The sequence below is a fragment of the Sinorhizobium sp. P24N7 genome, assembly GCF_042436655.1.
Taxonomy (GTDB): Bacteria; Pseudomonadota; Alphaproteobacteria; order Rhizobiales; family Rhizobiaceae; genus Sinorhizobium; species Sinorhizobium meliloti_A.
This window is the reverse complement of sequence record NZ_JBHMIW010000017.1, coordinates 95,564-120,747: the sequence shown is the minus strand read 5'-3', so window position 1 is coordinate 120,747 and position 25,184 is coordinate 95,564. Positions and strand designations below refer to the sequence as shown.

Here is a 25,184-nt window from a genome sequence, read left to right as displayed (position 1 = left end):
CACCGCACTCCGATAGGCCCATTTCTAACACGCTTCTAACGCTCCATGAATGCCTAACCGACGGCGCCCTAACGTGTCGGTGAGATGATTGGCCGCGGTTCAAAGAGGAGCGTGTCATGACCATATCCGACAAATGGCGGGAGACCTTAGCAGAGGATACTTCCGGAGAGGATCGGCAACGATCTACCGTCCGCGATTTGGACATTGGTGAACTTATGATTCTCTCAGTGCATTGTTCAGGGCTAGATCCCCTAGCCTACATGCCGCCGCGAGACCGCGCGTGCGACCTTCATCCAGGTCTCCGGCAACACCGCGTCTTCTCGAAGTCCGGCGCCGCCATCAGCGGAATCTTCCGAAGGCTACGAACATTCCGATTTGGCCTTACTCCTCACAGCAATTTCAACCACTGATATAGAGGACTGTGCAAATGCAACTCACTGCTCAGATGGTGGCTCGGGTTCACCGGAAGCTTGAGGATCCCGGCCCGGTCCCAGGGCTCGCCTATCACGCGGATGCCGACTATGCCGCAGCCGTCGACGCAATTCTAGCGGCCACCCCGAAGGGCGAAGACATCTGGCTCTTTGCATACGGTTCCCTGATCTGGAAACCTGAAGTAGACCATACGGAGCAACGCCTTGGAATTGCCCGAGGCTGGCATCGGTCTTTCTGTCTCCGTCTGACGAGATGGCGCGGCACCATAGATCAGCCCGGACTCATGATGGCTCTCGATCGAGGCGGCCAGTGCAAAGGTGTCGGTTACCGGTTGCAGGGAACCACAGCGGAGCTCCAGCTCAACAAACTATTTCGCCGGGAGATGACAACGAAACCTCCCAGCAACATGCCGCGATGGATTACCGTCGAAATCGAGGGTCAGTCAGTGCGGACGCTCGGCTTTGTCGCTAACAGAAAGGGACCGGGCTACACGGGAAGGCTTTCGCTTGAAGCGGTGGCCGAACGCTTATCCAGAGCCTGCGGCCACTGGGGTTCTGGCGCCGAGTATCTCTACAACACCGTTGTCCACTTAGAGGAACGCGGTATTCGAGACCGCAATTTGTGGCGACTGCAGAGGCTGGTCGCTGCCCAGATTGATGCCGATACAGTCGATCCCACGTCGCCCTAGCAGAGACGCCCGCTTCTGGCGCGCGGGCGGCAGAGAACCAGCGTCCGCTTCCTGACCCGACTCGGAAACTGTCCGGGAGCTAGTCGAAAGGCACGAATGCGTTCTTTCCGTTCGGCGTTTAAGGGTTGGAAAGGCGCCGATCACGGCGCCGTCCTGTTCCCGATCCGCTTGACCGGGATTCCAAGCGCGCGGGCCTTGTCGACGAGATTGTCGGTGATCCCGGTCCCCGGGCAGGCGATGAGGCCGATCGGCATGGTTTCCAGAAGGGCATCGTTGCGTTTGAAGGGGGCAGCCTTGCGATGTGCTCTCCAGTCTGGCTTGAAAGCCACCTGGGTGACGCCGCGAGCTTCCGCCCATTTTGCGGCGATGAGTTCCGCGCCGGAGGGCGTTCCGCCATGGAGCAGGATCATGTCAGGGTGCTTTGCGAGCGACTGATCGAGAACCTTCCAGATGGCGTCGTAGTCCTGATAGTCGCCGCCCGTGAAGGCGATGCGCGTGCCGGCAGGGCAATGGACCTCGATTTCCGACCGACGCTTGGCCGAGATGAAGTTCCGGCTGTCGATGACGGCCGCTGTTAGAGCCCGGTGCGAGACTTTCGAGCCTGTGCGTGGAAGCCAGGTGGATCCCGTTTCGACGCGATAGTGTTCGGAGGCGATATCGCGCATGGCCTCGAAGGCATTCCGGCATTCGCTGAGCGAGTAGCCCTCGGACACCAGCTTTTCCAGCTCGACGCTCTTGACCTCGGAGCCGTCTTGCTCGGCCAGCGCGGTGCGTTGGCGGCCTTCGTTGTCGTCGAGGCGCTTCTGGGTGTGAGTGAGGCGGCGGTGGAAGATGTTTACGACGGACCAGAGCACTTCTTCGACCTCATCCTCGAGGCGGGTTCCGCCGAAGATCGACTGGATCGCTTCGACCATCACCGCAACGCCGCCTTCGACGGCGTCGTGATCGGGGAGGGGGCGGAAATCCGGTTCGTCGGAGTTGGCCCGCACGCCGTAGAGCGCGAGTTCGTCGAGGAGGGCGGCGGTCGGGCTGGAAGTGGGAGCAAGGTGCGGCATCATGGTCTCGGTCATTTTGCTGTGGCCTGCGCGGCCTGGGATGAGGCGATAAGAACCCGAAGGAGAGCCCACACACCCGCAGGGCCAAGCAAAGCGCCGGACGCCGGAGCGCAAAAAATTGCTGCGCGAGGAGCCGGTTTACCGGCGGGGAATTTTTTGAACGGGATGGCGTTGTGTGGGATCGAGGGCGCCTTTGCGCCCGACCCGAAGGGTTATATCGCGAACTCATCCAGGCCGTGCGGGGTCGCAGCGTGACCGAATGGCACGCCCGGACCTGTCTCCTTTCAGGCACCCGACATTGATCCGCCTCGCGCGGCCTCGATCGCGGTTTGCAGACTCCCGCGCAACGCCAGAAGCCCGTCCTCCCTCAGATCGTCGTTGAAGTCGTTGCGCCGTGGCACAAGGTCAAAGACGGCGATCCCGAGAGCTTCGGCCCGCTGGCGCAGGAGTGTGGCAGCGCGCTCGCCGGCGTCGTCGTTATCGCGCGCGATCCACAGACGCTTGAGGTCCGCCGGCGGAATGAACTGCCCAAGGTGCGTGGCCGTGAGGCAGGCGCAGACGTCGAGAACTGGAAAGGCGGTTCCGATGGAGAGCATCGTTTCGATGCCTTCGCCGGCGACCAGCTCGTCTCCCGCCGAACCGTGATGAAACCGCACCGCATTGCCCGCCAGGTTGCCGATCACGCGTTTGGGTTCGGCAATGGCCGCGACGCGCGCGGTCGCAGGATTTAGCCATGTGCGAGCGCAACCAGTGACCTGACCGGCATTATCGGTGACGGCGGCAAGCAGGGCCGGAAGCTGCCGGGTCCGGTCAGCTTCGTCGCGAAAATAGACCGCATGATGGAAACGCAGAGCGGACCCGAACCGCGCGATACCGCGCAAACGCAGATAGCGTTCCGCAAGTGTGGCCTGGATCGGCCGCCCGATCGCGAGCAGCTTGCGTGCTGCCGCAGAACGATTGCGGTCCGGTTGGGATGTGCGGTTTCGCGAACGACCTTGAGGGAAAACCGGATCGCTGCGGCCGAGGAATCGACGTGCCTCGGAGAAGACATCGCCCCAGGAGCGGGCTGCAAGGCGCTCTTCGAGGATGTCGAGAAGATCCCCGTGTTCGCCTGTTGCGTGATCCACCCATTTGCCGGGTTGCCTGCCGGCAGAGTGCCTCAGCCGAATGACGAGGCTGCGGCCTGAATCCCCATGCTTGTTTCCGACGATCCAGTAATTGCCGACCTTTCGGCCGGCGGGGAGCCAGGAGCGGCAAAAGGCTTCCGCTCGATCGGCAAGAGCGCGTGAGATATCCGTGACGGTGTTCATGCTGCCTCCGCAAGACGGGTTGGGTTTTTGGCTGCTAGGAGCTCGGCGTATCGAGCATGGATGCTCTCTCGATCCACAAATCGAGAGGCAAAGCCTAAAGAGTGGCTAACCTCTTGCCGAACCTCAGCAAGCAGATCAGCCTCTCCATCGGTCAGCATGCGTACCGGCCAGCCTTTCACGTAAAGCATTGGTCTGGTGATACGTCCCTCAGCGTTAACGCGAGCAACAGCGGCGGCTTTGCCCCGCACGAGCGCCGCCCGGCTCTGTGCATCGAGGAGGTGAGGGGCAACGTCCCCGAGCCACCGGGAACCTTGAAACGCGAATGTGCTGCGCGCCTCGAGCGCGACCATTCGGCGATAAAGGTCATGCGCTTCCGGTCGGGCCGCCGCTGCGACGAGGTCCGGCAGGCTCGACATGATGCAGAACCGGCACGAGACCCGAGACATGCCGAACTGCCGGTAGGCGGGATGCGGAAGCAGACCGCTCCGGTCAATGGCCGCAAAAACGTCCGCTTCGCTCCATTCCACGATCGGGCGCCAGGTCATGATGCGGCCACCCGCGTCGGCGCTTGCGACCGTTGCGTTTGCCCCCGCAGCGCTCTCGGCACGGCGAACGCCTGTGACATTGATGATCGTCTGCGCGGGGAAGCGGCGCTTCAGCTCGGCCGTGATGACATGGGTCTTCAGCTCGGAGGTGCAAAAGCGCATGGCCGGCGTCGACCAGCAGGGCACGAGCGTGACAGTCGAAAGCGATTGATAGCGATCGACGCTGGACAGCCAACGGGCTTCCCACCGCTCCATGAGACCGCCGGATCTGCGCCTGACCGTGACGAGCTCGACACCGAGAAAGGAGGCCAACTCCTCGCAAATGCTGGAGGAGGCGTCCCATTCGACCGATCCGAGATCGGCATGGATCAGCAGTCGGGGACCGGTATGCCCGATCCTGTCCAGGTGCGAGAACGTGGCAAGCGCAGAGGCCTGGCTGTCCTTGCCGCCTGACACACCGATCGCGACGGGGGAACCGCTCGCGATCAGCATGTCGATATTCGGTGTTGTGGCGATCGCTTCCATCACGCACCCTCCGAACAATCGAGCAGCTGGTGACGGCGAAGCAGTTTCTCGAGCACGTCTGTGTTGTTCGCGGGGACGAAGAGCCTCGTCGTCCAGGAAATGATCTCGGTGAAGCAGCCCATCGCCTTGAGTGCGGGAAGCGCCGACGGCATGTGTCCGGTGATCTCGAGGCGGTGCTCGCCCATGACGCGGGAACGTTTCAGGGTGAGCCCGTCTGCAATGTCGATCGAGGAACCGCGGTCCATGATCGCCTCGAGCATCTCGGACGGGCTCATGTCCACCGTCACATCGATGCCGAGCGACCGGAAAACCGTGGAGAGCTGGTCAGTCGTGACCAGTCGGCCAAGGATGCGTTCGCCATCGTGGGTCTCCAAACGATAGACGCGGCAGTTTTCCTCGGGCAGCCGATTCCAGATCGGCAAGAGCAGGCCGGAAATGAGCGTGATCCGCCGCGTTGAAAATTCGGGAACCTGTTCAAACTCTTCGACCCATGCCCGCTCGAAATCAGCATCGGAAGCAGGATGCCATTGCGTTGTCTCCAGTTCGGATTCGAAAAGCCGCTCGCGGTGCATCGGTCGCGTGAGCTGCACGCGCCGGATAGGAGTGCCGTCCTCGTCCATGACGCTCGGTGCTGACTGCATCAAACCAGCGCGGCCGGATTTGGCGTTGACCAGAAGAGACGCCGAACGGTCGGAAGCGACGAGCTGGCGAACGGCGGCGATCGACAGCGGCGTGTTGCGCGTCGTTTCGTTGATCGTCAGCGCCAGGGTGGTCGCGCCACTGCCTGCATGCTGATGGATCACGCGACGTTCCACGACGTCGAAGCGCTCGGCAGTCAGGATTTCCAGCCCGACGTCGAGGGTGCCGGCGCGCATTGCGTCGTCGATGATCTTGTCGAGCAGCATTTCGAACGTCTCGAAAATCGAGTTCTGCATGTCGATCGTCAGCGCAAGGCAGCGATTGAGGAACTGCGAGATCGGCGGAAGCTCATCAAGCAGGGAACCTGCAGAGTCGACGATGTTGAGCGCCGTCATGTCGATGAACTCGGTCAGCGAGCAGGCGTCGACCTTCCCTCGGACGAGGTTGGAGTAGAACTGACGCAGAGCGGCACGGGCGTAGGGGCTCTCCAGATTGTCCTCCGGTCTGAACATCCCCTGTCCGCCGGTCTGACGCTGGCCCTTGGTGATCGCGCCAAGAGTGTCCAGTCTGCGGGCGATCGTGGAAAGGAAGCGCTTTTCTCCTTTCACGTTCGTTGCGCATGGCCGGAAGAGCGGCGGTTGTTTTTGATTGGTCCGATGCGTGCGGCCAAGGCCCTGGATAGCATTGTCGGCGCGCCAGCCCGGTTCAAGCAGATAGTGAACGCGAAGGCGCTGATTCCGGACCGTCAGCTCTGCGTGATACGAGCGCCCAGTGCCACCGGCGTCCGAGAAGACGAGGATCCGCTTGATGTCGTCCATGAAGGCATGGGCTTCGCTGAGGTTGGCCGAACCCGGGCGACGCTCGACAGCCAGGCGGCCGTCGGCGGTGCGCACGATGCGACGGGTGCGGCCGGTGACTTCCGCCACCCGATCCTTTCCGAAGTGCCATAGGATCTGGTCGAGCGCGCCATGGACCGGAGGAAGGGCGCAAAGATGCTTGATCAGACTGTCGCGCCGCTGCAGCGCCTCCCGGCACTGGATGGGATTGCCGTTGGCATCGACGGCCGGGCGGGAACGGAGATTGCCGTCCTCGTCGGTGTAAGGCTCAAACAACTGCGTGGGGAAGGAATGAGCGAGATAGTCGATGACATATTCGCGCGGCGTGATGTCCAGCGTGAGGTCAGACCATTCGGAGGCGGGGATCTCGGAGAGCCGCCGATCGAGCAGCGCTTCACTCGTCGACACGATCTGGATAACGGCTGCATGACCGGCCGCCAGGTCCTCCTCGATCGCGCGGATAAGGGAAGGGCACTTCATCGCCGTGATGAGGTGATTGAAGAACCGCTGCTTGTTGCTCTCGAAAGCGCTGCGGGCGGCTGACTTCGCCTGTCTGTTGAGCGTTCCTTCATCTGATGTGATGCCCGAAGCGAGAAGTGCCTCTTCGAGATTCTGATGGATGATCTGGAATGCACCGGCGTAGTCGTCGTAGATGCGGCGCTGCGCGTCGGTGAGCTCGTGGACGAGCATTTCATATTCGACGCCCTCGAACGAAATCGACCGGGCGATATAGAGCCCGAGGGCCTTGAGGTCGCGCGAGATCACTTCCATCGCGGCGATACCGCCCGATTCCATGGCCGCGACGAAATCAGCGCGCGTAGCGAAGGGGAAGTCCCCGGTCGCCCAGAGGCCGAGGCGGCTGGCATAAGCCAAGTTTCCAACGGTCGTTGCACCGGTTGCGGAGACATAGACGACGCGAGCATCCGGAAGGGCGTTCTGCAGGCGCAGCCCCGCGAGGCCCTGTTCAGAGGGTTTTTTCTCGCCGCGCTCGCCCTTCTCCCCCGCGGCATTCGCCATCGCGTGAGCTTCATCGAATGCGATGACACCGTCGAAGTCTCGACCCAACCAGTCCACGATCTGCGTGAGGCGGCTAGCCTTGAGAGTGCCATCGCCGTCCTGGCGCTCGGATGTGCGCAGCGTGGCGTAGGTGACGAAGAGAATCCCCTCGTTGAGCTTGATGGGAGCGCCTTGCCGGAAGCGGCCCAACGGCACGATATCGGACGCGGCACCTCCCAGAGCCGTCCAGTCACGAACGGCGTCTTCGATCAGCTTGTCGGACTTCGATACCCAAACGGCCCGCCGGCGACCCTTGAGGAAGTTGTCCATGATGATGCCGGCGACCTGGCGGCCTTTGCCGCAACCGGTCCCGTCACCAAGATACCACCCGCGACGGAGGCAAAAGGCGTCGGTCGCGTCTTCGGGCGCCGCCTTCAGCTGATCGTAGGTATCGTTGACGGTATAGGTTCCGGAGAGGTGGGCGCTATGGGCCTCGCCGGCATAGATGACGCTCTCCAGTTGGGCGTCAGAGAGAACGCCGCTGGCGATAATCGATCTCGGCAGGGTGGGCCGATAGGTCGGAAGGGGAGGGGCGATCGACGCCATAGCGGCCGACTGCACCAGCGCCGTCGGATGAGGCACGGATCCGGCGATCGAAATCGCTTGGACGCGATAAGGCTCATAGAGGCCGGAGGGTTGAGAAGGACGGCCTGCCTCGTCGATGCGCGGCGCATAGTCGAGCTCTACGGCTTCGGCCTTGTCGAGAGGGTGTCGAGCAGCCTCGGTCGCAGCTGCGCGTGCCTGTGCCCGTGCCTTTTCGCGCAACGTTGAAATGGTGCTCGAGGGCTTCACCGGGCGAAGCGAAACCGGCCCGGCTGATGCAAGAAGACGTGGCGGGATCGCCGCGGCGACGCGGGAGAGCAGCTCGCAGCAAGACTGCGCAACCTCGGTGTGCAGCGAGGCAGGGGTGTCGTCGCGGGCCACCTTGTCGATCACCGTCAGGCGGGTTTCAAAGGTGGTGCCGTGGCTCGCGTAGATTTTGCCCGAGATGGCCGAGCTGAAGCGGATCGTTGCCCGGTCCTCGATCGAGCGGAAGAAATCGCCCCACTGGCTGGATCCCGGCGCGAAGTTCGAGCCGGAGATCATGACCAGCCGGCCGCCGGCGGCAAGACGAGCCAACGCGGAGCGGACATGCTGCATGGTAGCGGCCCTGAACCGGCCTTCGACATTTGGCGCTGCGGAAAAGGGCGGATTCATGAGAACGACGGAGGGGAAGGAAGATGGCGCCAGCCGATCATGGATGGTGGCGGCGTCGTGGCGCGTCACCGATTGGCCGAAGATCTCGGCAAGAAGGTGGGCGCGATCATCGGCGATTTCGTTGAGGAGAAGTTTTGCGCCGGAGATTTTCGCAAAGCAGGCGAGAAGCCCCGTGCCGGCAGATGGCTCGAGGACCAGGTCCTCGGCAGTCAGGCCGGCCGCGTGAGCCGCCACGAAAGCGAGCGGCAAGGGGGTCGAGAATTGCTGCAGGCGCTGCGATTCTTCGGAGCGGCGCGTCTGAGTGGGAACGAGCGCGGCGATTTTTTCCAGCATGCCGAGTTCGGTCGCGGGATCGGCTGCCTGGCGACGGATGCGAGCGCCATACTTGATCATGAAGAGGATCTGGGCGCATTCGAGCGCCTCATAAGCGTCTTTCCAGACCCAGGCGCCGTTGGAATCGCTGTCGCCGTAGGCGGATTCGACGGCCGTGCGCAGCATGTCCGTCGAAATAGGCTGGCCAGCCTCGATGAGCGGGAGGAGGAGGCGCGCGGCTTCAAGCAGCGGGGCGGCGCGTGGGGCGAGGATTGCGGGAGAGGGGCGGAAGGAAACGTTCATGGAGGCCTCCGAGGGTTGCGGGATCCTCCCGGCGGCTCTCTTTGGCCGCAGGAAGGCTTGCCCTTCCCGGCCTGCCTCTCACTCTCTCGTTTGAACCTGCCCTATCCGTTCGAACGGTCTGGCCGCTCCTCGCTCGCTCGAGGGGCTTGGAGCGGCGGGGAGCTTTGAAGTCGGGGCGAAAATCGCTATATTGATTTCCGGAGTGGGGACGAGCCTTGCGGCCCGCCCCCTTTCCTAGACCCAGAATTGGACCCGGATTCGGAGTTGCCAGCTCGTCCGGGTCCTTTTCACGTCTAGGGTGATGCTAAGTGGCAGAAACCACATGCAACACCTCCGGTTCGAGGGCGAGGCCGTCGCCTCGGTCGGGGTGGCCCATCCTCCCCGAATGCGCCGCTGGCCCGGCGCTGCTGCTTCCGCCCTCGAATCTGCTCTGAAGACTTCTACCGCACTATGCCGAGTCGTTCACCCAGGCTCGGTGGGTGAGGCGGCCCGGCTTCCTTGACCATCGCGAGGATCATTTCCTTCGTCAGCCCGTGCACTTCGTAGCCCTGGGCTCGCGCCGCCTCGATGATGGATTCAAGCGTCGGGTATTCTTCAAGCCATGCGCCCAACCAGAGCGCACAGTCGTCTGTTTCCGGGTCCGGAAATGCTTGGAGAAAAAAGGTGCGCAAGGGCGGATCGTAGCCGATCGTCCCTTTCTCATCCGTATCGGTCCCGTTTGTGATTTGCACGATGTATCGGCTCAAGGCTCCGCTCCTAATCGTTGTTTTGGGGCCGTTCGATGGCCAATCGCTGGTTGCGCATATAGTCGCCAATGCACGTTTTCTAAAGTAGAAAATTCGGCAATCACGCGGTGGAAAATCAGGGCTTAACCGAAATGCCGGCCGCCCTCGGTGAAGGTGTAGCCGTTCGCCAGAAGCGCCTCGTCGACCTCCTCGTTCGAGGTCAGGTGCTCGTACTCCTGCTCCAGCTGACGGTAGAGCCAATGGGCGAGGTCGCGGAGCGCCTCGACGACGATCGGCTCGTCGTCCCCGGACAAGTCCTGATACTTCGGACTGTCGCGCTCGACGGAAATGTCCATGCTATAGGCGTGGTGATACCGGCCGCGATGGGTGGTCTCGGCCTGGATCTGGTAGAAATTCCGCCTCTGAACTTGCTGCAGTGCATCGGCGATCCGGTGCAGCTCCTTGTCGAGAGGCGCATGCGTGCGGATTCTGCGGATGCAGTCCCGCTCGTACCGGTAGTAGCCCTCGAAGCAAGCGCCGTCGCCCTGGCTCCAGAAACCGGAAAACCAGATGCAGGTCTTGGAGGAGCTCCCGCCGCCCGCTGTCCGCCTCGAGCGGGACTTGAGCCGGATCCCCAGGATCACACATATCGTCTCGAAATCGTCGTAGACGGTTTCATGCCAATCGTAGTCGAAGGCGCTTTCCCTGTGCCAGCTGCGCGCCTTTTCCTTGGCGGATTCGGAGAGTTCGTCGATGCGATAGACGAGAGTTTCGATGACCTCAGGCATTGGTTTTTCCTCCACGGCGGGGAGCGAACGCGATCGAGCGCGCCGCGACGTTGAAGCTGATGTTGTCGAGGTTCGTGAAGTCGAGGCTGAGGGAACCGTAGTTCTGCTCGACGAAATCAAAAGCGAGCCGCTCGATCGCGTGCGGGAATGAAAGATCGAGCAGGACGGGCGCAGGCACACCCCAGAGTGCGACCGGAAGGGTGATCGAGGCGTCGGGGAGACGCGCAGCGCGATCGGCGCCGATCACCGCGAGATCCTCGAGTCGACCGTCGTCGTCATCGCGGTCCAAGCTGACGATCACGAAGGCGACGTTGGCGGCGGCGAGTGCATCGAACAGCGCCGTTCGATTGGGATCACGCAGCTGCGCGGAAAGAATGCGAAACTGATGACGGTTGGCATCGTAGCGCGACAGGACATCGTCCGGGGAGACGTCCTGATCGGACAGGGCGATGGCTGGCATGGGCAGTCCTCCTGAGAGTGGGAAGGGAGGACCGGCTTGCGCTCACTCTTTCGGCTCCGCCGGTCCACTCTCTTTCCGGCCTGCCTCTGGCTCTCCAGATGAAAAGAAAACGGGCGCCACGTGGGGCGCCCGATGCGTGCTGCTGCTTCTTTTTAATTACGCTGCGCGGTCCCACAGCCCTTGGGAAAGCTCATCAGCGATCATGGCCCGCGCTTTCTCCAGGATATCGGCGCCGCACTTTTCGATATGCCTGAAGAAGCGGGCATTCGAACCGTTGTGGCACCAGCCCGCGTAATAGCAGTAGGAACGCTCCGATAAGCGGAAGGCGAGGAGATCGATGGCCCAGTGCGGTTTCGGTTCGACGACAACGGTGATGCCGCTGCGCTTTTCCGGCCAGGGGAGGGATCGTTCGGCCGGAGGCTGCTGCCGATCGGAGGCAAAGATCTGATCGACTTTCACTTGAGTTCTGTCCATGGCGGGATCCTTCGAGGTGCGGATTATTCAGCCGCTGACGATGTGTGGAATGGCCGGCGCAGGTTCGTTGATCCCGAGTCGGCGCCGCAACAGGTTGATCGCGGCTGTCTGGCGCTCGATCTTGCGCCTTAGAGCCTCCACTTCCGCGCGCCGACTTTCGAATACGGCGTCGATGCAGTCCCGGTAATGCCGTTCGTCGGCGTTGGTCCAGGTGGATGCATGCCTGCCATACTGGCGGACCTTGTTCCTGTCTGGGATCGTCATCCGCTCGGCGGCCGCGATGATTTGGCGATCGATGATCTTGAGGTGCCGGCAATTCAGGCGGCAGGCCTCTTCCATGCGCCGGAGTTCGATCCTGGCCTCGCTGTAGCTTTTCATCGGCTCCCCCTTAACCGTCCAGGTCGGAATCGACGGGAACGGGCGGCATGTGATGGACCTCGGCGCCGGCCTGCCGGTAGGCTTCCATGACGTGGTAGAGCGGAACGGAGGAGAAAGCGTTCCACGGCTTCGGGTCGGGTGAACGCCCGACGGCGATCATCGGACCGCTGCAAACGATCTTCGCGACGGCGCCGAAGTCGACCTTGCGGCTGTCGTAGACGGGAAGGCCTGCGGCGATGGCTTCGGCCTTGACCGTGTCGCAGTCGTATCCGCTGAGACGGCTCAATCCGAAGTGAAGGGTGAAGCCGCCGCGGCCGATCTGGAGATGGCCGCCTTCAGTGGCAAGAGCTTGCGTGATGTAGGAAGCGTAATCGGACATGAGTGCGTGCTCCATGACGAGCGGCCGCTTGGGGTGTCAGGCGGTCTGGAAAACTCGTCACGGGCAAGAGGGCCGCCCTCTGACCAAGGGCGGCCCTTCAGAGCATCAGTTGTCGCGGGTGAAGGGTTTCGTCAGTCGAAAACCCGTTGCTCGAGGTGAGCGATGCGCTCTTCCAATCGTTCGACATAAACCGCCAGGTCGATGTTCCCGGGGCAACCGAGAGCGATGGCTTTCGCCAGAATACGGTTTTGGTATTCCTTTTCCTGCTCGATGCGGTGTGCCTCTGCGAATGCTCGCAGTTCCTCGGCGTGGTCCTCGAAGCCCTCGGTGTCCTCGATGTCCCAGGTTGGGTCTCTGAGCCACGAGTCCTTGAGGCGTTGAAGTTCCTTCGCAGATGCCATTTCAGACAGTCTCCTTACGTTCACAGGTACGCTTCTGTGCACACAGTCATGGTGGTCGAGTGGTATTCGACAATGAGCGAGCTGCCCGCGTCAACGGCGTCGCGAACGGTTTCCCCGTCGATGAACTCGCAACCGGAGAAGCAACCGAACGACGTGCGTTTGGCGGACGACCATTGCTCGAAGGGCATGGTGGTGGGATCACATTCGAGGGCATAGACGACACGTTGCTCGCCTTCGACAAAGAGACCGTTGTGCATGAGGTAGACGCCTTGGTCACCGATCAGCCAGAAGCCTGCGGGATCCTTGATGCCCCACCTGAGGCGAAGTCCTTGGCGCCAGCGTGCTTCAGCTTCGATGAGCAGCTCGCGCAGCGGGTGATAGGGGAACGTCAGTCGCATGGCAGCATCTCCTGAACGTTGATGTGAAGACGGCCCGGCGTAGGGCCGGGCCGTGGTTCATCACTGCGAGGGATATGCGCGATCAGGCCGCGCTTTCCTTGAGGAACGCGGGGATGTCGTCGCCGGTATCCTGCTCGCTGTCCTGCAGCTCGCTCTCGGTGTCGAGCTCGTCATCGCCGTCGCCGACGGTCTCGTCAGCTTCGCCGTCTGCCTCCTGAACTTCCTCGTCATCGTAGTCATGCGAGGAATAGTCCTGCGCGGGAGCCTGTTCGGTGAAGGAGCCGGTGAAGCCCATGCCGTCGGGTAGCCAGACCGAAGTCTTGCTCGCGGTTTCCGGGGCAAGACCGGCAGCACTGCGAGGATCCTCGCTGAAGGCCTGCTCCATCGCGGACGCGATGACAGGCTTTTTGTCCTTTGCCTTGTCATCTGCCCAGCGGTCGCCGATCAGGTCGCGGGCAACCTTGATGGCATGGTCCTTCTTCGTCCGGCTCCAGTAGTTCTCGGCCGTCGGCCTCCAGCACGCGGCCGTATCGACGGCCATGCGATGGCCGATCACCTCGATGACGGGGTTTGCCGCGTTATCGGTCGCGAGCTGCTGGATGACGCCGTGACCGACGCACCAGGCAAAGAGCGCCTGCTTGTCGCTTTCAGGCAGGGCGCACATTGCCTCGAAGTCCTTTGGGGTCGGCAGGGACCGCCATTCAACGTTCAGCCCTTCCCGGGTGGCCTGCAGCATTCGGGCCGCGACAGTGTCCTTGATGGCTTCGCGGCTCCGGTAGGTCTCGGCGTGCGTAACCGTGACGTGGATGGGCGTCGTTCGATAGTTGTTTTCCCCGAGCACCCGCGAGCACATCGAATAGAGCATGACGTCGAACGCAGTCGCGAAGTCCGCCGCCAGGTGCGCTTTCAGGATCTGATGACGCGTTGCTCTGAGATCGTCGGCGAGCGAAGCGGAGATGCCTTGCTCCTTGCGAGCCTCTGCGGCCGGATCAGAATCGCGCTCGGAATGGCGGGTCGACGACGAAACCGGGAGCTTGATCACCGGGCCGTCATTTGCAGGGCTTTCATCGCCGTCGGCTTGCGGCGTTCTCTTCGGCAGGTCCTCGGGACGGACAAGCCCCGCTTCGAGACGGAACTGACCGCTGTGGTCGAGGGTCACGACGACGCCGGCGACAGCTTTCTGTTCGGCGGTGTAGACGTTGTTATCCGCGAAGACTTTCCGAAGCTCCTCGAGACGCGCAGCCGCGGCGTCTTCTTCGTCCTGCAATTCCTCTGTCCAGGTTTCCTCATCGTACTCTCCGGAGAGGGCTTCGAGCCGGGCTTCCAGCTGCTCGAATTCGGCGACGAGAGCCGGGTCCGGTTCGACGGGCTCGGGATAGACGCGGCCGAAGGATCGGAAAGCGTCCCACGCGACGTCGAGCTGTGCCTCGGCCCATTTCCATTCCTGCGCGAGCTCGTCCACCTTAGCCTGCAGCTTTTCGAGAGCGAGCTTCTCGAGAAGAGCGCTGTCGCAGAGATGGACGCTGTCATTGTCGGAGAAGAGATCCCGCAGGATCGCGCCGCCGGCAGCCTGATAGGCATCGACGCCGACAAAACGGCCGAGCTTGGAGTTGCCGTGATAGGTGCGCTCGGTCAGGGCTGACTTGATGTCCCTGGGGTAAAAACCATAGGGACGCTTGGAAAGCTCCTCCCATACTTCATTCTGACGACCGTGGTCGTCGGAGATGGAAAATGCCTGGACGCATTCGAGCGTCAGCTTGTTGGCGCGGAACGCCTCGATGATGATCGGCGACACGCGGGCAAGCTTCATGCGGCGATCGACGAAGTTGAGGGTGACGCCGAAGCGGTTGGCGATCTCCTCGCGGGACCAGCCTTTCTTTTCGAGGGCGTTAAAAGCTTCAAACTCGTCGGCCGGATGCATGTCGGCCCGAATGAAATTTTCGATAAGTGAGGTTTCGTCGGCCTGGTCCTTTGTTTCGACGATGCAGGGAACGTCGGAGTCGGCGCTGATGACGCCTTCGGCGGCAAGCCGCTCGAGCATGGCGAGGCGGCGGCCGCCGGCATGGACGAGGTAGCCCTTTCCGGACTTGTAGACGAGCAGGTTCTGCTTGATGCCATTCGCCTTGATGCTGGCATAGAGCTCGTTGTCCTCCTGTTCGTTCGCGGCGGTCTTGCGAACGTTGAGCGGGCTGCGGGACAGCTTGCTGAGGGGGATCATTACGATGGTGGGGTTCGTCATGGCATGCTCCTGAAGAGCCAGGCGGGAGAAACTCTCTCCTCTTTCGGAGCCCGGTCATCCGGGCTCCCCTGCCTCTCACTCTAGGAAGCGTTGCCTGGGGCACCGCGCTGCAGCCACTCTCTGAGGTCTCGGCGCATCATGCCGATCGGCCCGTTGATCTCCGTGACCTCAGGGTTTTCGACTATGCCCTTCAGGCGGATGAATCCCGGAAGAAAGGCGCGCATGACGTCGAGGTAGAGATGACCGCCGACAAGCGCGATATCGTGGAAGGGCTCGCGGCCGTGTCGGGACATCGATGCGATCTCTGCGCCGGGATGCATGCCCCAGGTATCCGGCGAGCGGGGTGACGGCGGCCGGGGCCATCGCGTCGTCATGCCGCCGGCGATCATGCGCTTTGCCAATTCGAAAGTGAGCCGGGAATTATAATTGGCGATCGGGACGGCCGAATCCTGAAATCCATAGTGCGCCGACAGAAAAGCGACCCGGGCCATACTGCCTTGGGGATCGGTTGCGCGCAGCGTCTGCCAGAGCGGACCATCGTAGCGATAGATCGCAGGCATATAGCCGGGATCCGCTCTTTTGGTGGCGGAGCAGGCCAGCACCAGGAGGCGGCCGGGCGGCGCGATATCGGCGGGAGGGGAGGGGAAGGGGAAGGGGATCACGGAAGGGCTCCTCTTGAGAAGCCGGGGGAGAGAACTCTCTCTCCGCATTGCAAGCCCGGCTACCCGGGCTTGTCCGTTCCGCTGCCTCTTTCGTCAGCCGGTTGGTGAGGGCTTCCCCTCTTGCCGGCGGATCCTCGCATGGGCCTTGAGCTCGTCCTGATTGTCGCGAACCCATTCGAGAGTTTTCAGGACGCATTCGAGACGCAGGACGTGCTCGGCGACGACGCTTGCGTCGTGGCCACGCAAGCGCAGATGCTCGCGCCGGCGTTGCTCGAGCACGTCCTTGATCTCGTCGATTTGGGCGTAGATGGACCGTTCAGCCACTTCCCGAAGGACCTACCTGCGATCCACTCTGGCGCCACCTTGCCTGAAGAGCGGCGCGGCCGCCGTGGCGAGGCGCTGCATGAAGCGCTTGCCGAAGCGACCGATGGGGTCTTGGGTGGTGTCGAAGTAGAAGGACTTCTCAGCGATGTCGTAATTGTACTCGCTTACCGTCACCCAGCCCCGTTTCCAATCGGAGAGCCCTGCGCGCCGGCATTCCATCTCGGGAATTTCGATGGATTGTTGTCCATGGCGGGGAGGCTGGCTTGAGATAGCGATGAGAGCCAGGTGGGTTAGACCGTCCCTGGGATTCACGGTGGCGAACAAAACGCAAATGGGCCGGTCCTTTCGGCCTTCAGTTTCGCCAAGTTCTGCCTGCCATTTCCAGAGATAAGGGTATTCAAGAACGGTTCCGACCTTGAGCAGTTCGTCCCGTTCAATCGTCATATCCTTCTCCCTTCGCAAGGCGATCGGCTTCAGCTTCGAAGAGAGCGGCTATGTCCGGTGGTGTTTCGCCCGCGGCATAGACCCTGCGGGGATCGTTTGCCCTGCGAAGATGGTCATATTGTTCTGCTGTCATTAGGACAAACTTTCTCTTGCCTCGGCGGGTGATGTCGACTGGGCCGGAATAGGCGGCCTCCACGACCTCGCCGGATTTGTTGCTAAGATCGGTGAGTGAAAAGCTGCGCATGGTGACGCTCTCCTGATGACGACGTGTCCATATCTTAGGGATTTTAGCTAAAATGGGCAAGTCGGATCGGACCTCCTCACGCGACGCGAGGCGAGCGCCCATCGAGGGCATTGTCGGTATCCCGTAAGCTGTCGGCGAGAGCGATGAATCGGTCTCGATCGGCTTCGCTACGCCTAACACGGAAAGCGTGATCGACAACCTCGTTGACCCTTGCCCACTGGTTCCATGCAAAGCTGCGCCCAAGGCCGACCGTGGTGGACGAGCTTGAGAAGCGATCGGCGTTCTGCACCAGGTCATCCCATGACGCGCCGAATTCGATCTCGTCGGACCGGCTGTGCTTTCCGGTGAGAGCGTTCCGCTCCAGGAGAAGGGCGCGCTCGAGCAGATCCGGATGATGAGCGGCAAGCCAGTAGAGCTCCCACTGCTTTGATGCGGGGCAGAAAAAGCACGCCGATTTGACCGGAACCATGCCGGGGCCGAGGACCTCGGTGATTATCCGGACGCAGTCGGGGCGCGCCCATCCGAGGAGCTGCAGCGGATAGACATAGTCGACATCCGCGTCGGCGCTGGCGAAGTTGCGCGATCGGCGAATGTCGGCGCGACCGCAATCGTAGCCGATGAGCTTGACGATGCGTTGGCCTGTCCGCTGCGCCTCGATCCAGACCGGGTGGGGTTCGCAGGCATTGGGACCGGATCGCGAGCCCTTCAACACCTGGTCCTGCGGTTTCTGCTTCCATTTGATGCTGCAGGACTTCATGCCGAAGGCAAGCGAAGGCAGCGTCTCGTTGGCGATGCAGTTGCCGTAGAGATCCGTGTAGCCCGTCGCAGCAAATGGGATTTTCCGGCAGATGATGATCGGCGGCCAGCCCCACTCGATCAGGATCGCATTCATCCGCTCGAGGTGGACAAGCGTTTCCGATTTTTCGGCTCCCGTGTCGGCAAAGGTGATGACGTCAGGGCGAAGGCCGGCAAGGTAGAGAGCCACCAACATGGCCGTTGAGTCGACGCCCGATCCGAAGGATACGGCGAGCAGGCGGCCGCCGAGGGCCGCCAGCAGCCGGCGACGTTGATCAGGACGAAGCCGCATGCGCTTCTCCTGCCGGCTCCCGCAGCGTCAGGGTCGGGAAGCCTTTGTCGCCTGTCCAGATTTCAAGATCGTCGAGATGTTTGGCAAGCGAGCCGTCGGCCAAGCGCTCGCGGATCTCCTTCAGATGCAGAACCGGATGGAAAGAGGATGCGCAGGAGAACTCCTCGGGCGTCGCAAGGCCCGGGGTCCAATATTTGCCGCCGGCATTCCACTCCGCATGGGAGTCGTAGCAGAACGAATAGGTGAGGCCGCGCGCCTTGCAGGCGGCTACCGTGATTTCCGGGTCTCCGGAGCATTGGCCCTGGAAGACGAAGTGCTCGCTCTTGCGGATCGCCTCGAGGAGGACTTCGTCAGGCGAGGCATCGTAGCCGTGGAAATCGTCGAAGAGGGCTTCGATAAGCGCGTCGACGCCTTCGCGATCGAGCTCACCGCCGATCGTGATCTGGGTCCAGACATGGTCAGCCATGGTCGTAACCTTTCATGGTGTGGAAGAGGAGAGGGGAAGACGATCAGGCCGCCGCGGCGAGCGGGGCTTCTGTCTCGGAAGGGGCGTCCGGCTGCAAATTGTGCAGGAAGGTGACGGCGCGCTCAGCATGGGCGGCCGCCTGGAAGATTGCCCGCTTCTCGTTCTTGAGGACCTTCAACCAACTGCCGATATAGGCTGCGTGATCCTCGCGCGGCTTGTCCTCGAGGCCGAGATCTGCACAAACGAGCGATGCAGAAATTTCCGCGACGAGCTCCTCCATCGCGTATCCCTCGTCCCCCCAGGTCTTGCGGCCGAAATCGCGATCGAGGCGAGAGGGGTGGCGAGTCCAGTGGGCTGTCTCATGGGCAAGGACAGACACATAGGATTCCGCCGATTCGAATGCCTCGAAGGGCGGCATTCCGATGAAATCCTCGGAGATCATGTAGAAGGCTTTGTTACCGCCAACGCGAACATCGGCACCCGTGTTGGCGAAGAAGGCATCCGCATGGGCGATGCGCTCTTTCGGTTCAACAGGCTCCATCGTCGGCCTGAACTTTTCGGGCAGCCCGTCGATCTGATCGCAATTGAAGACGCAGTAGCCCTTGAGGAAAGGGATCCGCTGCTCGATCTCCTCGCCGTTTTCGTCTTCCCCAGTCTTCTCGATGGCGCCGGCATAGACCACGAGGGTGGATTTCTCGCCCTTACGGACCTGACCGCCGGTTTCCTGGGCCTGCTTGTAGGTCATCCAGAAAGGCGATCCGTAGCCGTTGGCTGCCGCCTCCATCCACAGAAGGACGGTGTTGATCCCGCGATAGGGAATGCCGTTGTGGCGAAGTGGCCGCGTGGCGCAGCCATTCGCTCCCCATGGCTGATGCCAGGGGCGAACGCCGGACTCGAGCTGCTCGACGATCTTGTCGGTAATGCGCTGATAGACGTCCCTATCCGGGCGGCGAACGGCGGACGCGGATTTGCGGGCTTTGCTGGTCATCGTGCTTTCTCCGGTTCACGGGACCGGGGAAAGCCTCTCTCTCCCTCTCAGGCCCGTGCAACCGGGCCTGGAATTCCTCTCACTCTTTTGGTGGCCGCTTGCCTCACCTTCCCGCTTCCGGCCAGTCGTGCGTAGCAACGGGACGTTGCGGTAAACGCTATTGGAACCTAAACGCGCGCGAGCGCGACTGATGCTTGCTGCAAGAGCGGGCGCCACCCGCATGGGCCGAGACGCGCAGCCGGCTCGGTGCCACAGGCATAGCACGCGGCCGCGCAGCGGCTTGCCCATCTTTTTCGGCTTGCATCTGTTCAGAGACGTCGAGCGGCTCTTGATCCGGCCTTGGTCGGCCTCGCTTACCTGGACCGCCAACGTCGAAATAGGTTCGCGAGATCGGGGCCTGCGCTGAAACCCCAAACGGCACCACCAATAGTGAAGATCGACGCGCCGGCGACGCCCCCGAAGAATCCTCCGACGATGCCCGTCCCTGCTCCTACGAAGAGCCCTAGCAGCGCGCCGCCGATAGTACCGGCAATCCTGGCTTTCATCGGTATTCGCCTTCCAAACGCGATTAAACGTTCTGACCGGTAGGCAGTCCAACCTGACTTCACTCACGCCCCTCGGCATGCCGGTTTGCGATCCAAGAAAGGTTCGGAACGTCGCCACCGCCCGTTCTTACGATTTCAGTGCCGTGAAACATGATGCCGTAGCCATGCTCGCGCTCCCAGGTGCAGGCCAGCTCCGCGCCGAAATAGGGAAGCCGCCCTTGAATAGGGGGGAGCGTGAGGTGAAGGAGCCGGATCATTGGGCGTAGCAGCGGCTCATCCCAACTCTCGGGAAGCTGCTCATCGGGGTCAATGGTGACTTGGTTCTGGATTTTGCGCAGCGAGGGCAGATCATTGAGGATAGTTTCAACAATTGCCCTTTCCACCGCTGAATCGTTTGCGATTAGCCAGCGCGCCGTTTCGAGCATGATGGGGTCGGGCGCATCGTCAGAGCCGTCGTCGTTCTCCAGATAAACCGGCACTTCGCCGGGTTCGGCAAAGCTCGCGTAGCCTCTCCCTGGATGCGGCAGGGCGACCAGTGAATGCCAGAGTGTCGAGGTCAGCGGCATGGGCAGCGCCGTCTCCCACACGCCACCCCGGCCGTACAATGTCGGCAGGCCGACCACCTGGTAGGGGGTAGCGTTCGCAGTGAGTTTATCCAAAATCACCGTATTCGTTCCTTGAGAAGATTTTTCGTTCCCGATCTCAGATGCTCGCTGGCAGCAGTGACGCCAACCAGGCGCCTGCCGAGATTCCAGGAATCGCGGTGATCATCATGAAGCCGCCGCGGATGCCGACGGCGATGTGACGTCGAAACGCACGCCGAAGGAAAGGCTGGCGACAGCGGCCAACGCCGTCATTTTCTGCACCCAAAGGGCCTGTGCGGGGTCGGTATGGTAGATGAAGGCAAGGCACGTCGCTGCAAAGAAGCCGTAGATCAAGGCTCCATTGAAGAGTTGCTCGTCTGTGGTCACAGTCGGTCCTTTCGATCAGAGAGGAGGGGTGCCGTTTGCGATCTCGTCGTCAAAACGAGCGATGTCCTTCGGATGCGTGTCCATGCCGTGGCGGATGCACGCATAGAGGAACAGGAACAGCACGATCCAGACGCCGATCGCGGCATCAGGGGCGAGAATGAACGGGATGAAGGACGCGGTGAGGATGAAATAGAAGATCCCGGCCGGGATCCCGAAAGCCAGACGATCAGGGTGTATATAGCTGCTCACTGCGTCACCTTTCGCAATTGAACGTGCGTCCACACCACAATAGCGTAAAGGTTGCAGATTGCTATTTTGAATCTCACTGCAGTGGAAAAAGTGCTGATCGGCAAATCCAGTGGGGCAACAATCAGACGAGAGGGCGATGGTTCAACGGAGGGAAAGCCAACAGCCGCTCGAGAAAACCGGTGAAGCGCATTGGATCGCGATCATCTTCTGGGCTTTTTTGCTGGGACCACTGGTCGGCGCCGTCATTCTTATGCTGCCTCTCAAAGACTGGAGAGTTGAACAATTCGTTGGGTCGATCTTCATGGCCTATATTTTCGGCAGCATTCCCGCTGTATTCGGCGGAATCGTCTACTCTGTTTTGCGACGATATCTCGGTCCAACGCTCGTATGTGCGTTCATTGGCGGCTTTCTCGCGCTTGCATTGCTGATCGTTCCGTTTTTCGGGTTTGGTGGATGGAACAGCTTCGTCGCCAGTTTTGGCGCGGCGGCCGTCTTCGGCGGCGCTCCGGCGGTAGTGGTGAGGTTCATTGTAGGACGATATCTTCGGCTTATGTGAACGAGAGCGTAAAGCGTTTTGGCCGGCTTGGATGTTTGGCGTCTTTCGGCTGGATGGAACCCTTGAACCCTGGTAAAAGCGGCTCAAGTAGCCTCTTATTTCAAAAAAATGCTGGCTGGGTAGGTGATAGTTCTACCCCACGGTAGGTTATAGATTCCGCCCAGGTGGGGGGTGAAACGTCACCACTAAATAGCATCATCATCCAGCGCTATTAGCCAGAGAGGCGAAATACGGATAGTCAGGTGGGGTAGGATTCTTACCTACCAGCTCGACGGCCACCCATTGAAGCGGCGGGACTTTTCCCTCACATTCTCGCTAAGTTCATTTTCAGCGAGACTGCCATGACCACCGCAACAGATAACACCGTCGTTCCCTTCCCGACAAAACCTGAAGACTCAGCCCCGTTCGAGAGGATTTGGGGCAAGAAGGTGAAGAGCCACGGCTATGCAGCCATCCCGACGATCCTTATCCGCTCCCAGCATCGGCTTGGCGTCAACAGCACGCAGTTTTGCCTGCTAATGCATCTGCTCGATCTGTTCTGGTCGCCGGATCGTCCCCCCTTTCCGACCAAGCAGCAGCTGGCCGATCGCATCGGCATCAAAGCATCCAGCATCAAGCCGAACATGAAGGCCCTGGAGAAGGCGGGCCTCATTCAGCGAGTGCAGCACAAGACCGCGGCTGGGGACTGGGGAGCCAACACCTACCACCTTGACGGGCTGATACAGAAGATCAAGGACCTCGAGCCGGACTTTGCCTTGGAGAAGAAGAAGAGGCAGGCAGAGAGGAAGCGGGTGGAGACCCCAAAGGGGAAGCGCCCGAAGGAATAACCGGACCTCACCTCAGAAATGAATTACCCCGGCCGCATGCCTAGGGCAGAGACGGTACCGGGGTTTACGGACACAGATATATACAGGGGTGGGGGAGAAATCAACCCCATACGCACATGGATATGCAGGACCATAGTCCCTTCCCAGGGATCGAGGATACCCTCTCAGCCGACAGGTTCGGGACCTATCTGGGGTGGGCAGGGGGAGACCGCAACAGGGCTGTCGCCCTCTATACCCTCAATGCTCTGCTGAGTGAGAGCCTGTACACGCCGCTGCACATGCTCGAGGTGGCGCTGAGAAACCGTATTCACCAGGTGATGAGCAAGGCCCACGGCGAGACCTGGTTCGACATGTCTGAGCATCAGGTAAACCCCATACAGGCCGACATGATCGCCAAGGCTCGCAAAGAACTTGCCGAACAGGGCAAGGACGACACGCCGGCACGTATCGTTGCGGCCCTAACTTTCGGCTTCTGGACGGCGATGCTTGGTAAGGAATACGAAAACTTGTGGCAGACGACTTTGAAGGACATCGCACGGCGCGAGGACGGCAAGGGGCTTCGACGCAAGGATTTCACAAAGTCACTCGGCGCGATCCGCACGCTTCGCAACCGTTTGGCACACCATGAAACGGTGCTCCATTGGGACTTGCGAAAACACCATGGGAATATCCTGCAGCTGACTGGATGGCTATCGCCGGTGGCTGCGGAGTGGTGCAAGGCATGTGGCCGCTTTGACAGCCTCTATCCGCAGGAGGGGCTGACGCTGATATTCAATGCCGCAGAAGAAGAAAAGACGGAGACAGAGGAATTACCTGTTGTATCCGACGCCTAAGACAGAGCTGCGGCTTCATGTGCGAGTTATTCCTGGGGCCGCGATCTGAGCTGATGTCGTTTGCGTCTGCCGCCCGGTGGATCGTCGGGAACGATCCAGCACCCAGCGCTGCAAGTTCTGCCCGGCTTCCTCCGCGCGTGCTGGCCTAAGATCATCCGGGCGGATTTCGAAGATCGGCCCTATGTGGCGCATCCGGGGGATGGTCTTCTCCTTCGCCTGCCGGTACTCTTCGGTGTCCATGCCGAATGCTTCGACGATGAGATTGACCGGATCGTAGTTGCTGTAGGCGGTCTCGAGGATAAAGTCGGGTCGACACGGGCCGAGCGGTGTTTCCCACGCAAAGAGAGGCTTGACGATCCGGATGCGCAGTTGCGGAGCGGCTTCAAAGAGCGATTGCTGCAGCCAAAAGAGAAGGTGCGCGACGTCCCGTTCGAACCCGGATTCGACCGGGAAAAGAGTGTCTCCATTGTAGACTGGCTGTGCGTAGGCATGAATGGCGCGGATAGGCCCTCCGTCGTTTTCCTGAAAATCGACGTTCAGAATTGTGAGGAACGGGCCTCGGCTCGCCGGATCGCCGCGCAGTGGCTGACGAACTTTCGAATGTATGTCTATTTTGCGGGAATCTGAGGCCGGTGAGATCGCCTGGGCCGACACGCTTGTCGAAAACAGCAGCATGAACCCAGTGCGGCGCAGCGTCTCGGGCCAGTCCGGGCGGGACTTTTCGAGGAGCTCTTGCCAACGGCTCGCCGGATTCCAGTAGTCGGCCGCCCAGGTCGACATGAGGGCGCCCAACGACCAGGTGCGCAGGACTCTGAGTTCGCGGGCGCTATGGCGAAGCTTCGCAACCTGCTCCGAGAGGCCGTATTTCGGTGTGTCCTGCAGGGGTGGGACAACATTCATGCCGGCCTTGTCGAGAAGCCGCCATAAGACCGCCCCTAATTTCGACGGCCGATCGTTGCGTTCTAACGTTCTCGTTTGGTCCGGCGCGTCAAGATCGGCGAGCCTATTCGGAATGGCCGGGAGAGCATCGACGTAGGTGCGCTCTTGATTGGGAAGAGGCCGCAGATTGTACCCCCGATCGAAGAGAGCGGGCGCTGAATCTTTGTCGACGCGGAACGGGCAAGTGTCGGCGTGGTTCGGTCGATCCTCGTGCTGGTGTGGATCTCCATCCTTCGCCGTGAGCCGGCGCAGCGTGAACGTTTTCTCCTGCTGGATCGGAGCGAGCAGAGAGCGGAACCGGCCGGAGAGGCAATCGCACTCGATCCAGCCGTCCATCGTCTTGGCACGCTTGATCACCGCAAGCGCGATGCGCTCGTCATCTTCGGTGCTCGAGTGGCCGTACCAGGCCCGGAGAGCCATGGCCTCACGCTCGTTGATGGGGCCAAGTTCATAAGCGGGACTGTTGCGAAGGACGATACGCATCGGATCCTTCGGCCTAGTAGCCCATGAGCCAGGCGCGATATCCGAGATAGCCGACTAAGGCTGCGACGGCGGCGGCGAAGCATGTCTCGGCCCAGGACCGCAAGTCGCCAACGCCACTCTTGCGAAGCCGCGCGCCTTCGACGGTCACCGAAATATAGATGAAGACGGCCACAGCCATCGCATAGCCCAGGGTGAGCGTATCCTCGATCGTCAGTCGGAATGCGGTGAAGACAAGCGCCAGGGCCAACGTGTTAGTGAGAAGGTTTCTTGGCTGGAGATTGTAATGGCGCGTCTTCAGCGATGACATTCTATCCTCCGATGGATCCCTCATTCGCGGATTCTAGCCGCGGCGCAATGTGATCGCAATTGGAAGCTGCGAATGAAAAACGACAACGGCCACGGAAGTTGCAGCTCCGAGGCTGGCAG

29 protein-coding genes are annotated in these 25,184 nt (G+C 61.2%); 4 read left to right on the top strand and 25 right to left on the bottom strand.

From position 1 onward, the window contains the following. Positions 1 to 427 precede the first annotated feature (427 nt). Positions 428 to 1,120 (top strand): gamma-glutamylcyclotransferase, encoded by a 693-nt coding sequence (locus ACFHWW_RS26680; protein ID WP_379941999.1) that lies wholly within the window; start codon positions 428 to 430, stop codon positions 1,118 to 1,120. A gap of 140 nt (positions 1,121 to 1,260) precedes the next feature. Here ACFHWW_RS26680 and ACFHWW_RS26675 read toward each other — a convergent pair whose 3' ends face one another. The 23 genes from ACFHWW_RS26675 to ACFHWW_RS26565 all read right to left on the bottom strand — a co-directional run bounded on the left by ACFHWW_RS26675 (position 1,261) and on the right by ACFHWW_RS26565 (position 21,120). Further along, positions 1,261 to 2,190 (bottom strand): DUF2493 domain-containing protein, encoded by a 930-nt coding sequence (locus ACFHWW_RS26675; RefSeq protein WP_379941996.1) that lies wholly within the window; start codon positions 2,188 to 2,190, stop codon positions 1,261 to 1,263. Positions 2,191 to 2,459: 269 nt separating this feature from the next. Next, positions 2,460 to 3,485 carry a toprim domain-containing protein gene (locus tag ACFHWW_RS26670; protein WP_379941994.1) on the bottom strand — a complete coding sequence of 342 codons (1,026 nt, stop codon included), beginning with the start codon at positions 3,483 to 3,485 and terminating at the stop codon, positions 2,460 to 2,462. Further along, positions 3,482 to 4,555 carry a phosphoadenosine phosphosulfate reductase family protein gene (locus tag ACFHWW_RS26665; RefSeq protein ID WP_379941991.1) on the bottom strand — a complete coding sequence of 358 codons (1,074 nt, stop codon included), beginning with the start codon at positions 4,553 to 4,555 and terminating at the stop codon, positions 3,482 to 3,484. The genes ACFHWW_RS26670 and ACFHWW_RS26665 overlap by 4 nt, the downstream gene beginning before the upstream one ends. Then, positions 4,555 to 8,898 carry a strawberry notch-like NTP hydrolase domain-containing protein gene (locus ACFHWW_RS26660; RefSeq protein ID WP_379941988.1) on the bottom strand — a complete coding sequence of 1,448 codons (4,344 nt, stop codon included), beginning with the start codon at positions 8,896 to 8,898 and terminating at the stop codon, positions 4,555 to 4,557. The genes ACFHWW_RS26665 and ACFHWW_RS26660 overlap by 1 nt, the downstream gene beginning before the upstream one ends. 440 nt (positions 8,899 to 9,338) lie before the next feature. Beyond that, entirely contained in the window at positions 9,339 to 9,644 is a 306-nt protein-coding gene (locus ACFHWW_RS26655) for a hypothetical protein (protein WP_379941986.1), read from the bottom strand. Between the two features lie 122 nt (positions 9,645 to 9,766). Then, positions 9,767 to 10,411, bottom strand: coding sequence for an antitoxin of toxin-antitoxin stability system (locus ACFHWW_RS26650; RefSeq protein WP_379941984.1), 645 nt, complete (start codon positions 10,409 to 10,411; stop codon positions 9,767 to 9,769). Then, positions 10,404 to 10,871, bottom strand: coding sequence for a DUF6878 family protein (locus ACFHWW_RS26645; protein WP_379941982.1), 468 nt, complete (start codon positions 10,869 to 10,871; stop codon positions 10,404 to 10,406). Before ACFHWW_RS26645 ends, ACFHWW_RS26650 begins: the two co-directional genes overlap by 8 nt. Positions 10,872 to 11,027: 156 nt before the next feature. Continuing rightward, positions 11,028 to 11,345 (bottom strand): hypothetical protein, encoded by a 318-nt coding sequence (locus ACFHWW_RS26640; RefSeq protein WP_379941979.1) that lies wholly within the window; start codon positions 11,343 to 11,345, stop codon positions 11,028 to 11,030. 27 nt (positions 11,346 to 11,372) lie between these two features. Then, positions 11,373 to 11,723 carry a hypothetical protein gene (locus ACFHWW_RS26635; RefSeq protein WP_379941976.1) on the bottom strand — a complete coding sequence of 117 codons (351 nt, stop codon included), beginning with the start codon at positions 11,721 to 11,723 and terminating at the stop codon, positions 11,373 to 11,375. 10 nt (positions 11,724 to 11,733) lie between these two features. Then, entirely contained in the window at positions 11,734 to 12,102 is a 369-nt protein-coding gene (locus ACFHWW_RS26630; protein WP_379941973.1) for a hypothetical protein, read from the bottom strand. A 131-nt stretch (positions 12,103 to 12,233) separates the two neighbouring features. Next, positions 12,234 to 12,503 (bottom strand): hypothetical protein, encoded by a 270-nt coding sequence (locus ACFHWW_RS26625; RefSeq protein WP_379941971.1) that lies wholly within the window; start codon positions 12,501 to 12,503, stop codon positions 12,234 to 12,236. Positions 12,504 to 12,523: 20 nt separating this feature from the next. Further along, complete coding sequence (locus tag ACFHWW_RS26620; RefSeq protein WP_379941969.1) at positions 12,524 to 12,901, bottom strand: DUF3085 domain-containing protein; 378 nt, start codon at positions 12,899 to 12,901, stop codon at positions 12,524 to 12,526. An 82-nt stretch (positions 12,902 to 12,983) separates the two neighbouring features. Then, complete coding sequence (locus ACFHWW_RS26615) at positions 12,984 to 15,140, bottom strand: ParB N-terminal domain-containing protein (protein ID WP_379941967.1); 2,157 nt, start codon at positions 15,138 to 15,140, stop codon at positions 12,984 to 12,986. A gap of 80 nt (positions 15,141 to 15,220) precedes the next feature. Next, positions 15,221 to 15,802 carry a hypothetical protein gene (locus ACFHWW_RS26610; RefSeq protein WP_379941964.1) on the bottom strand — a complete coding sequence of 194 codons (582 nt, stop codon included), beginning with the start codon at positions 15,800 to 15,802 and terminating at the stop codon, positions 15,221 to 15,223. Positions 15,803 to 15,895: 93 nt separating this feature from the next. Beyond that, the gene (locus ACFHWW_RS26605; protein WP_379941961.1) at positions 15,896 to 16,126 is read right to left on the bottom strand and encodes a hypothetical protein; all 231 of its coding nucleotides are present in this window, start codon (positions 16,124 to 16,126) and stop codon (positions 15,896 to 15,898) included. Between the two features lie 12 nt (positions 16,127 to 16,138). Beyond that, on the bottom strand, positions 16,139 to 16,570 hold the full coding sequence (locus ACFHWW_RS26600) for a hypothetical protein (protein ID WP_379941959.1): 432 nt from the start codon (positions 16,568 to 16,570) through the stop codon (positions 16,139 to 16,141). After that, positions 16,560 to 16,874: a type II toxin-antitoxin system prevent-host-death family antitoxin gene (locus ACFHWW_RS26595; RefSeq protein WP_379941957.1), complete on the bottom strand. Its 315-nt coding sequence runs from the start codon at positions 16,872 to 16,874 to the stop codon at positions 16,560 to 16,562. Before ACFHWW_RS26595 ends, ACFHWW_RS26600 begins: the two co-directional genes overlap by 11 nt. A 16-nt stretch (positions 16,875 to 16,890) precedes the next feature. Then, entirely contained in the window at positions 16,891 to 17,901 is a 1,011-nt protein-coding gene (locus ACFHWW_RS26590; RefSeq protein ID WP_379941955.1) for a hypothetical protein, read from the bottom strand. Next, positions 17,885 to 18,367 carry a hypothetical protein gene (locus ACFHWW_RS26585; RefSeq protein WP_379941953.1) on the bottom strand — a complete coding sequence of 161 codons (483 nt, stop codon included), beginning with the start codon at positions 18,365 to 18,367 and terminating at the stop codon, positions 17,885 to 17,887. The genes ACFHWW_RS26590 and ACFHWW_RS26585 overlap by 17 nt, the downstream gene beginning before the upstream one ends. Positions 18,368 to 18,410: 43 nt before the next feature. Then, a complete protein-coding gene (locus ACFHWW_RS26580) occupies positions 18,411 to 19,355 on the bottom strand; it encodes an ArdC family protein (RefSeq protein ID WP_379941951.1) in 945 nt (314 codons plus the stop codon). 604 nt (positions 19,356 to 19,959) lie between these two features. Then, the gene (locus ACFHWW_RS26575; protein ID WP_379941949.1) at positions 19,960 to 20,565 is read right to left on the bottom strand and encodes a DUF6985 domain-containing protein; all 606 of its coding nucleotides are present in this window, start codon (positions 20,563 to 20,565) and stop codon (positions 19,960 to 19,962) included. Positions 20,566 to 20,670: 105 nt separating this feature from the next. Further along, entirely contained in the window at positions 20,671 to 20,871 is a 201-nt protein-coding gene (locus tag ACFHWW_RS26570) for a hypothetical protein (protein ID WP_379941947.1), read from the bottom strand. Between the two features lie 15 nt (positions 20,872 to 20,886). After that, positions 20,887 to 21,120 (bottom strand): hypothetical protein, encoded by a 234-nt coding sequence (locus ACFHWW_RS26565; protein ID WP_379941945.1) that lies wholly within the window; start codon positions 21,118 to 21,120, stop codon positions 20,887 to 20,889. A gap of 136 nt (positions 21,121 to 21,256) precedes the next feature. On the opposite strand from ACFHWW_RS26565, the gene ACFHWW_RS26560 reads away from it, so the two are divergent. The 3 genes from ACFHWW_RS26560 (at position 21,257) to ACFHWW_RS26550 (ending at position 23,336) form a co-directional block, all read left to right on the top strand. Then, on the top strand, positions 21,257 to 21,676 hold the full coding sequence (locus tag ACFHWW_RS26560; RefSeq protein ID WP_379941943.1) for a hypothetical protein: 420 nt from the start codon (positions 21,257 to 21,259) through the stop codon (positions 21,674 to 21,676). A 341-nt stretch (positions 21,677 to 22,017) separates the two neighbouring features. Next, positions 22,018 to 22,503, top strand: a complete 486-nt coding sequence (locus tag ACFHWW_RS26555; protein WP_379941941.1) for a helix-turn-helix domain-containing protein — start codon at positions 22,018 to 22,020, stop codon at positions 22,501 to 22,503. Between the two features lie 116 nt (positions 22,504 to 22,619). Next, positions 22,620 to 23,336 (top strand): Abi family protein, encoded by a 717-nt coding sequence (locus tag ACFHWW_RS26550; protein WP_379941938.1) that lies wholly within the window; start codon positions 22,620 to 22,622, stop codon positions 23,334 to 23,336. A 15-nt stretch (positions 23,337 to 23,351) separates the two neighbouring features. Here the strand turns inward: ACFHWW_RS26550 and ACFHWW_RS26545 are convergent, their stop codons facing one another. Together ACFHWW_RS26545 and ACFHWW_RS26540 are read right to left on the bottom strand one after the other, a co-directional pair. After that, positions 23,352 to 24,758 carry a hypothetical protein gene (locus tag ACFHWW_RS26545; protein ID WP_379941936.1) on the bottom strand — a complete coding sequence of 469 codons (1,407 nt, stop codon included), beginning with the start codon at positions 24,756 to 24,758 and terminating at the stop codon, positions 23,352 to 23,354. A gap of 13 nt (positions 24,759 to 24,771) precedes the next feature. Then, a complete protein-coding gene (locus ACFHWW_RS26540; protein WP_379941934.1) occupies positions 24,772 to 25,065 on the bottom strand; it encodes a hypothetical protein in 294 nt (97 codons plus the stop codon). Positions 25,066 to 25,184 lie beyond the last annotated feature (119 nt).

Bases quoted from the DNA above. Each gene is read 5' to 3' on its own strand.
- ACFHWW_RS26585 (WP_379941953.1), bottom strand. From the start codon at position 18,367: ATGGCTGACCATGTCTGGACCCAGATCACGATCGGCGGTGAGCTCGAT.
- ACFHWW_RS26600 (WP_379941959.1), bottom strand. From the start codon at position 16,570: ATGACGATTGAACGGGACGAACTGCTCAAGGTCGGAACCGTTCTTGAA.
- ACFHWW_RS26665 (WP_379941991.1), bottom strand. From the start codon at position 4,555: ATGGAAGCGATCGCCACAACACCGAATATCGACATGCTGATCGCGAGC.
- ACFHWW_RS26635 (WP_379941976.1), bottom strand. From the start codon at position 11,723: ATGAAAAGCTACAGCGAGGCCAGGATCGAACTCCGGCGCATGGAAGAG.
- ACFHWW_RS26625 (WP_379941971.1), bottom strand. From the start codon at position 12,503: ATGGCATCTGCGAAGGAACTTCAACGCCTCAAGGACTCGTGGCTCAGA.
- ACFHWW_RS26675 (WP_379941996.1), bottom strand. From the start codon at position 2,190: ATGACCGAGACCATGATGCCGCACCTTGCTCCCACTTCCAGCCCGACC.
- ACFHWW_RS26555 (WP_379941941.1), top strand. From the start codon at position 22,018: ATGACCACCGCAACAGATAACACCGTCGTTCCCTTCCCGACAAAACCT.
- ACFHWW_RS26650 (WP_379941984.1), bottom strand. From the start codon at position 10,411: ATGCCTGAGGTCATCGAAACTCTCGTCTATCGCATCGACGAACTCTCC.
- ACFHWW_RS26670 (WP_379941994.1), bottom strand. From the start codon at position 3,485: ATGAACACCGTCACGGATATCTCACGCGCTCTTGCCGATCGAGCGGAA.
- ACFHWW_RS26620 (WP_379941969.1), bottom strand. From the start codon at position 12,901: ATGCGACTGACGTTCCCCTATCACCCGCTGCGCGAGCTGCTCATCGAA.
- ACFHWW_RS26645 (WP_379941982.1), bottom strand. From the start codon at position 10,871: ATGCCAGCCATCGCCCTGTCCGATCAGGACGTCTCCCCGGACGATGTC.
- ACFHWW_RS26630 (WP_379941973.1), bottom strand. From the start codon at position 12,102: ATGTCCGATTACGCTTCCTACATCACGCAAGCTCTTGCCACTGAAGGC.
- ACFHWW_RS26640 (WP_379941979.1), bottom strand. From the start codon at position 11,345: ATGGACAGAACTCAAGTGAAAGTCGATCAGATCTTTGCCTCCGATCGG.
- ACFHWW_RS26550 (WP_379941938.1), top strand. From the start codon at position 22,620: ATGGATATGCAGGACCATAGTCCCTTCCCAGGGATCGAGGATACCCTC.
- ACFHWW_RS26560 (WP_379941943.1), top strand. From the start codon at position 21,257: ATGGTTCAACGGAGGGAAAGCCAACAGCCGCTCGAGAAAACCGGTGAA.
- ACFHWW_RS26660 (WP_379941988.1), bottom strand. From the start codon at position 8,898: ATGAACGTTTCCTTCCGCCCCTCTCCCGCAATCCTCGCCCCACGCGCC.
- ACFHWW_RS26680 (WP_379941999.1), top strand. From the start codon at position 428: ATGCAACTCACTGCTCAGATGGTGGCTCGGGTTCACCGGAAGCTTGAG.
- ACFHWW_RS26590 (WP_379941955.1), bottom strand. From the start codon at position 17,901: ATGCGGCTTCGTCCTGATCAACGTCGCCGGCTGCTGGCGGCCCTCGGC.
- ACFHWW_RS26580 (WP_379941951.1), bottom strand. From the start codon at position 19,355: ATGACCAGCAAAGCCCGCAAATCCGCGTCCGCCGTTCGCCGCCCGGAT.
- ACFHWW_RS26615 (WP_379941967.1), bottom strand. From the start codon at position 15,140: ATGACGAACCCCACCATCGTAATGATCCCCCTCAGCAAGCTGTCCCGC.
- ACFHWW_RS26545 (WP_379941936.1), bottom strand. From the start codon at position 24,758: ATGCGTATCGTCCTTCGCAACAGTCCCGCTTATGAACTTGGCCCCATC.
- ACFHWW_RS26540 (WP_379941934.1), bottom strand. From the start codon at position 25,065: ATGTCATCGCTGAAGACGCGCCATTACAATCTCCAGCCAAGAAACCTT.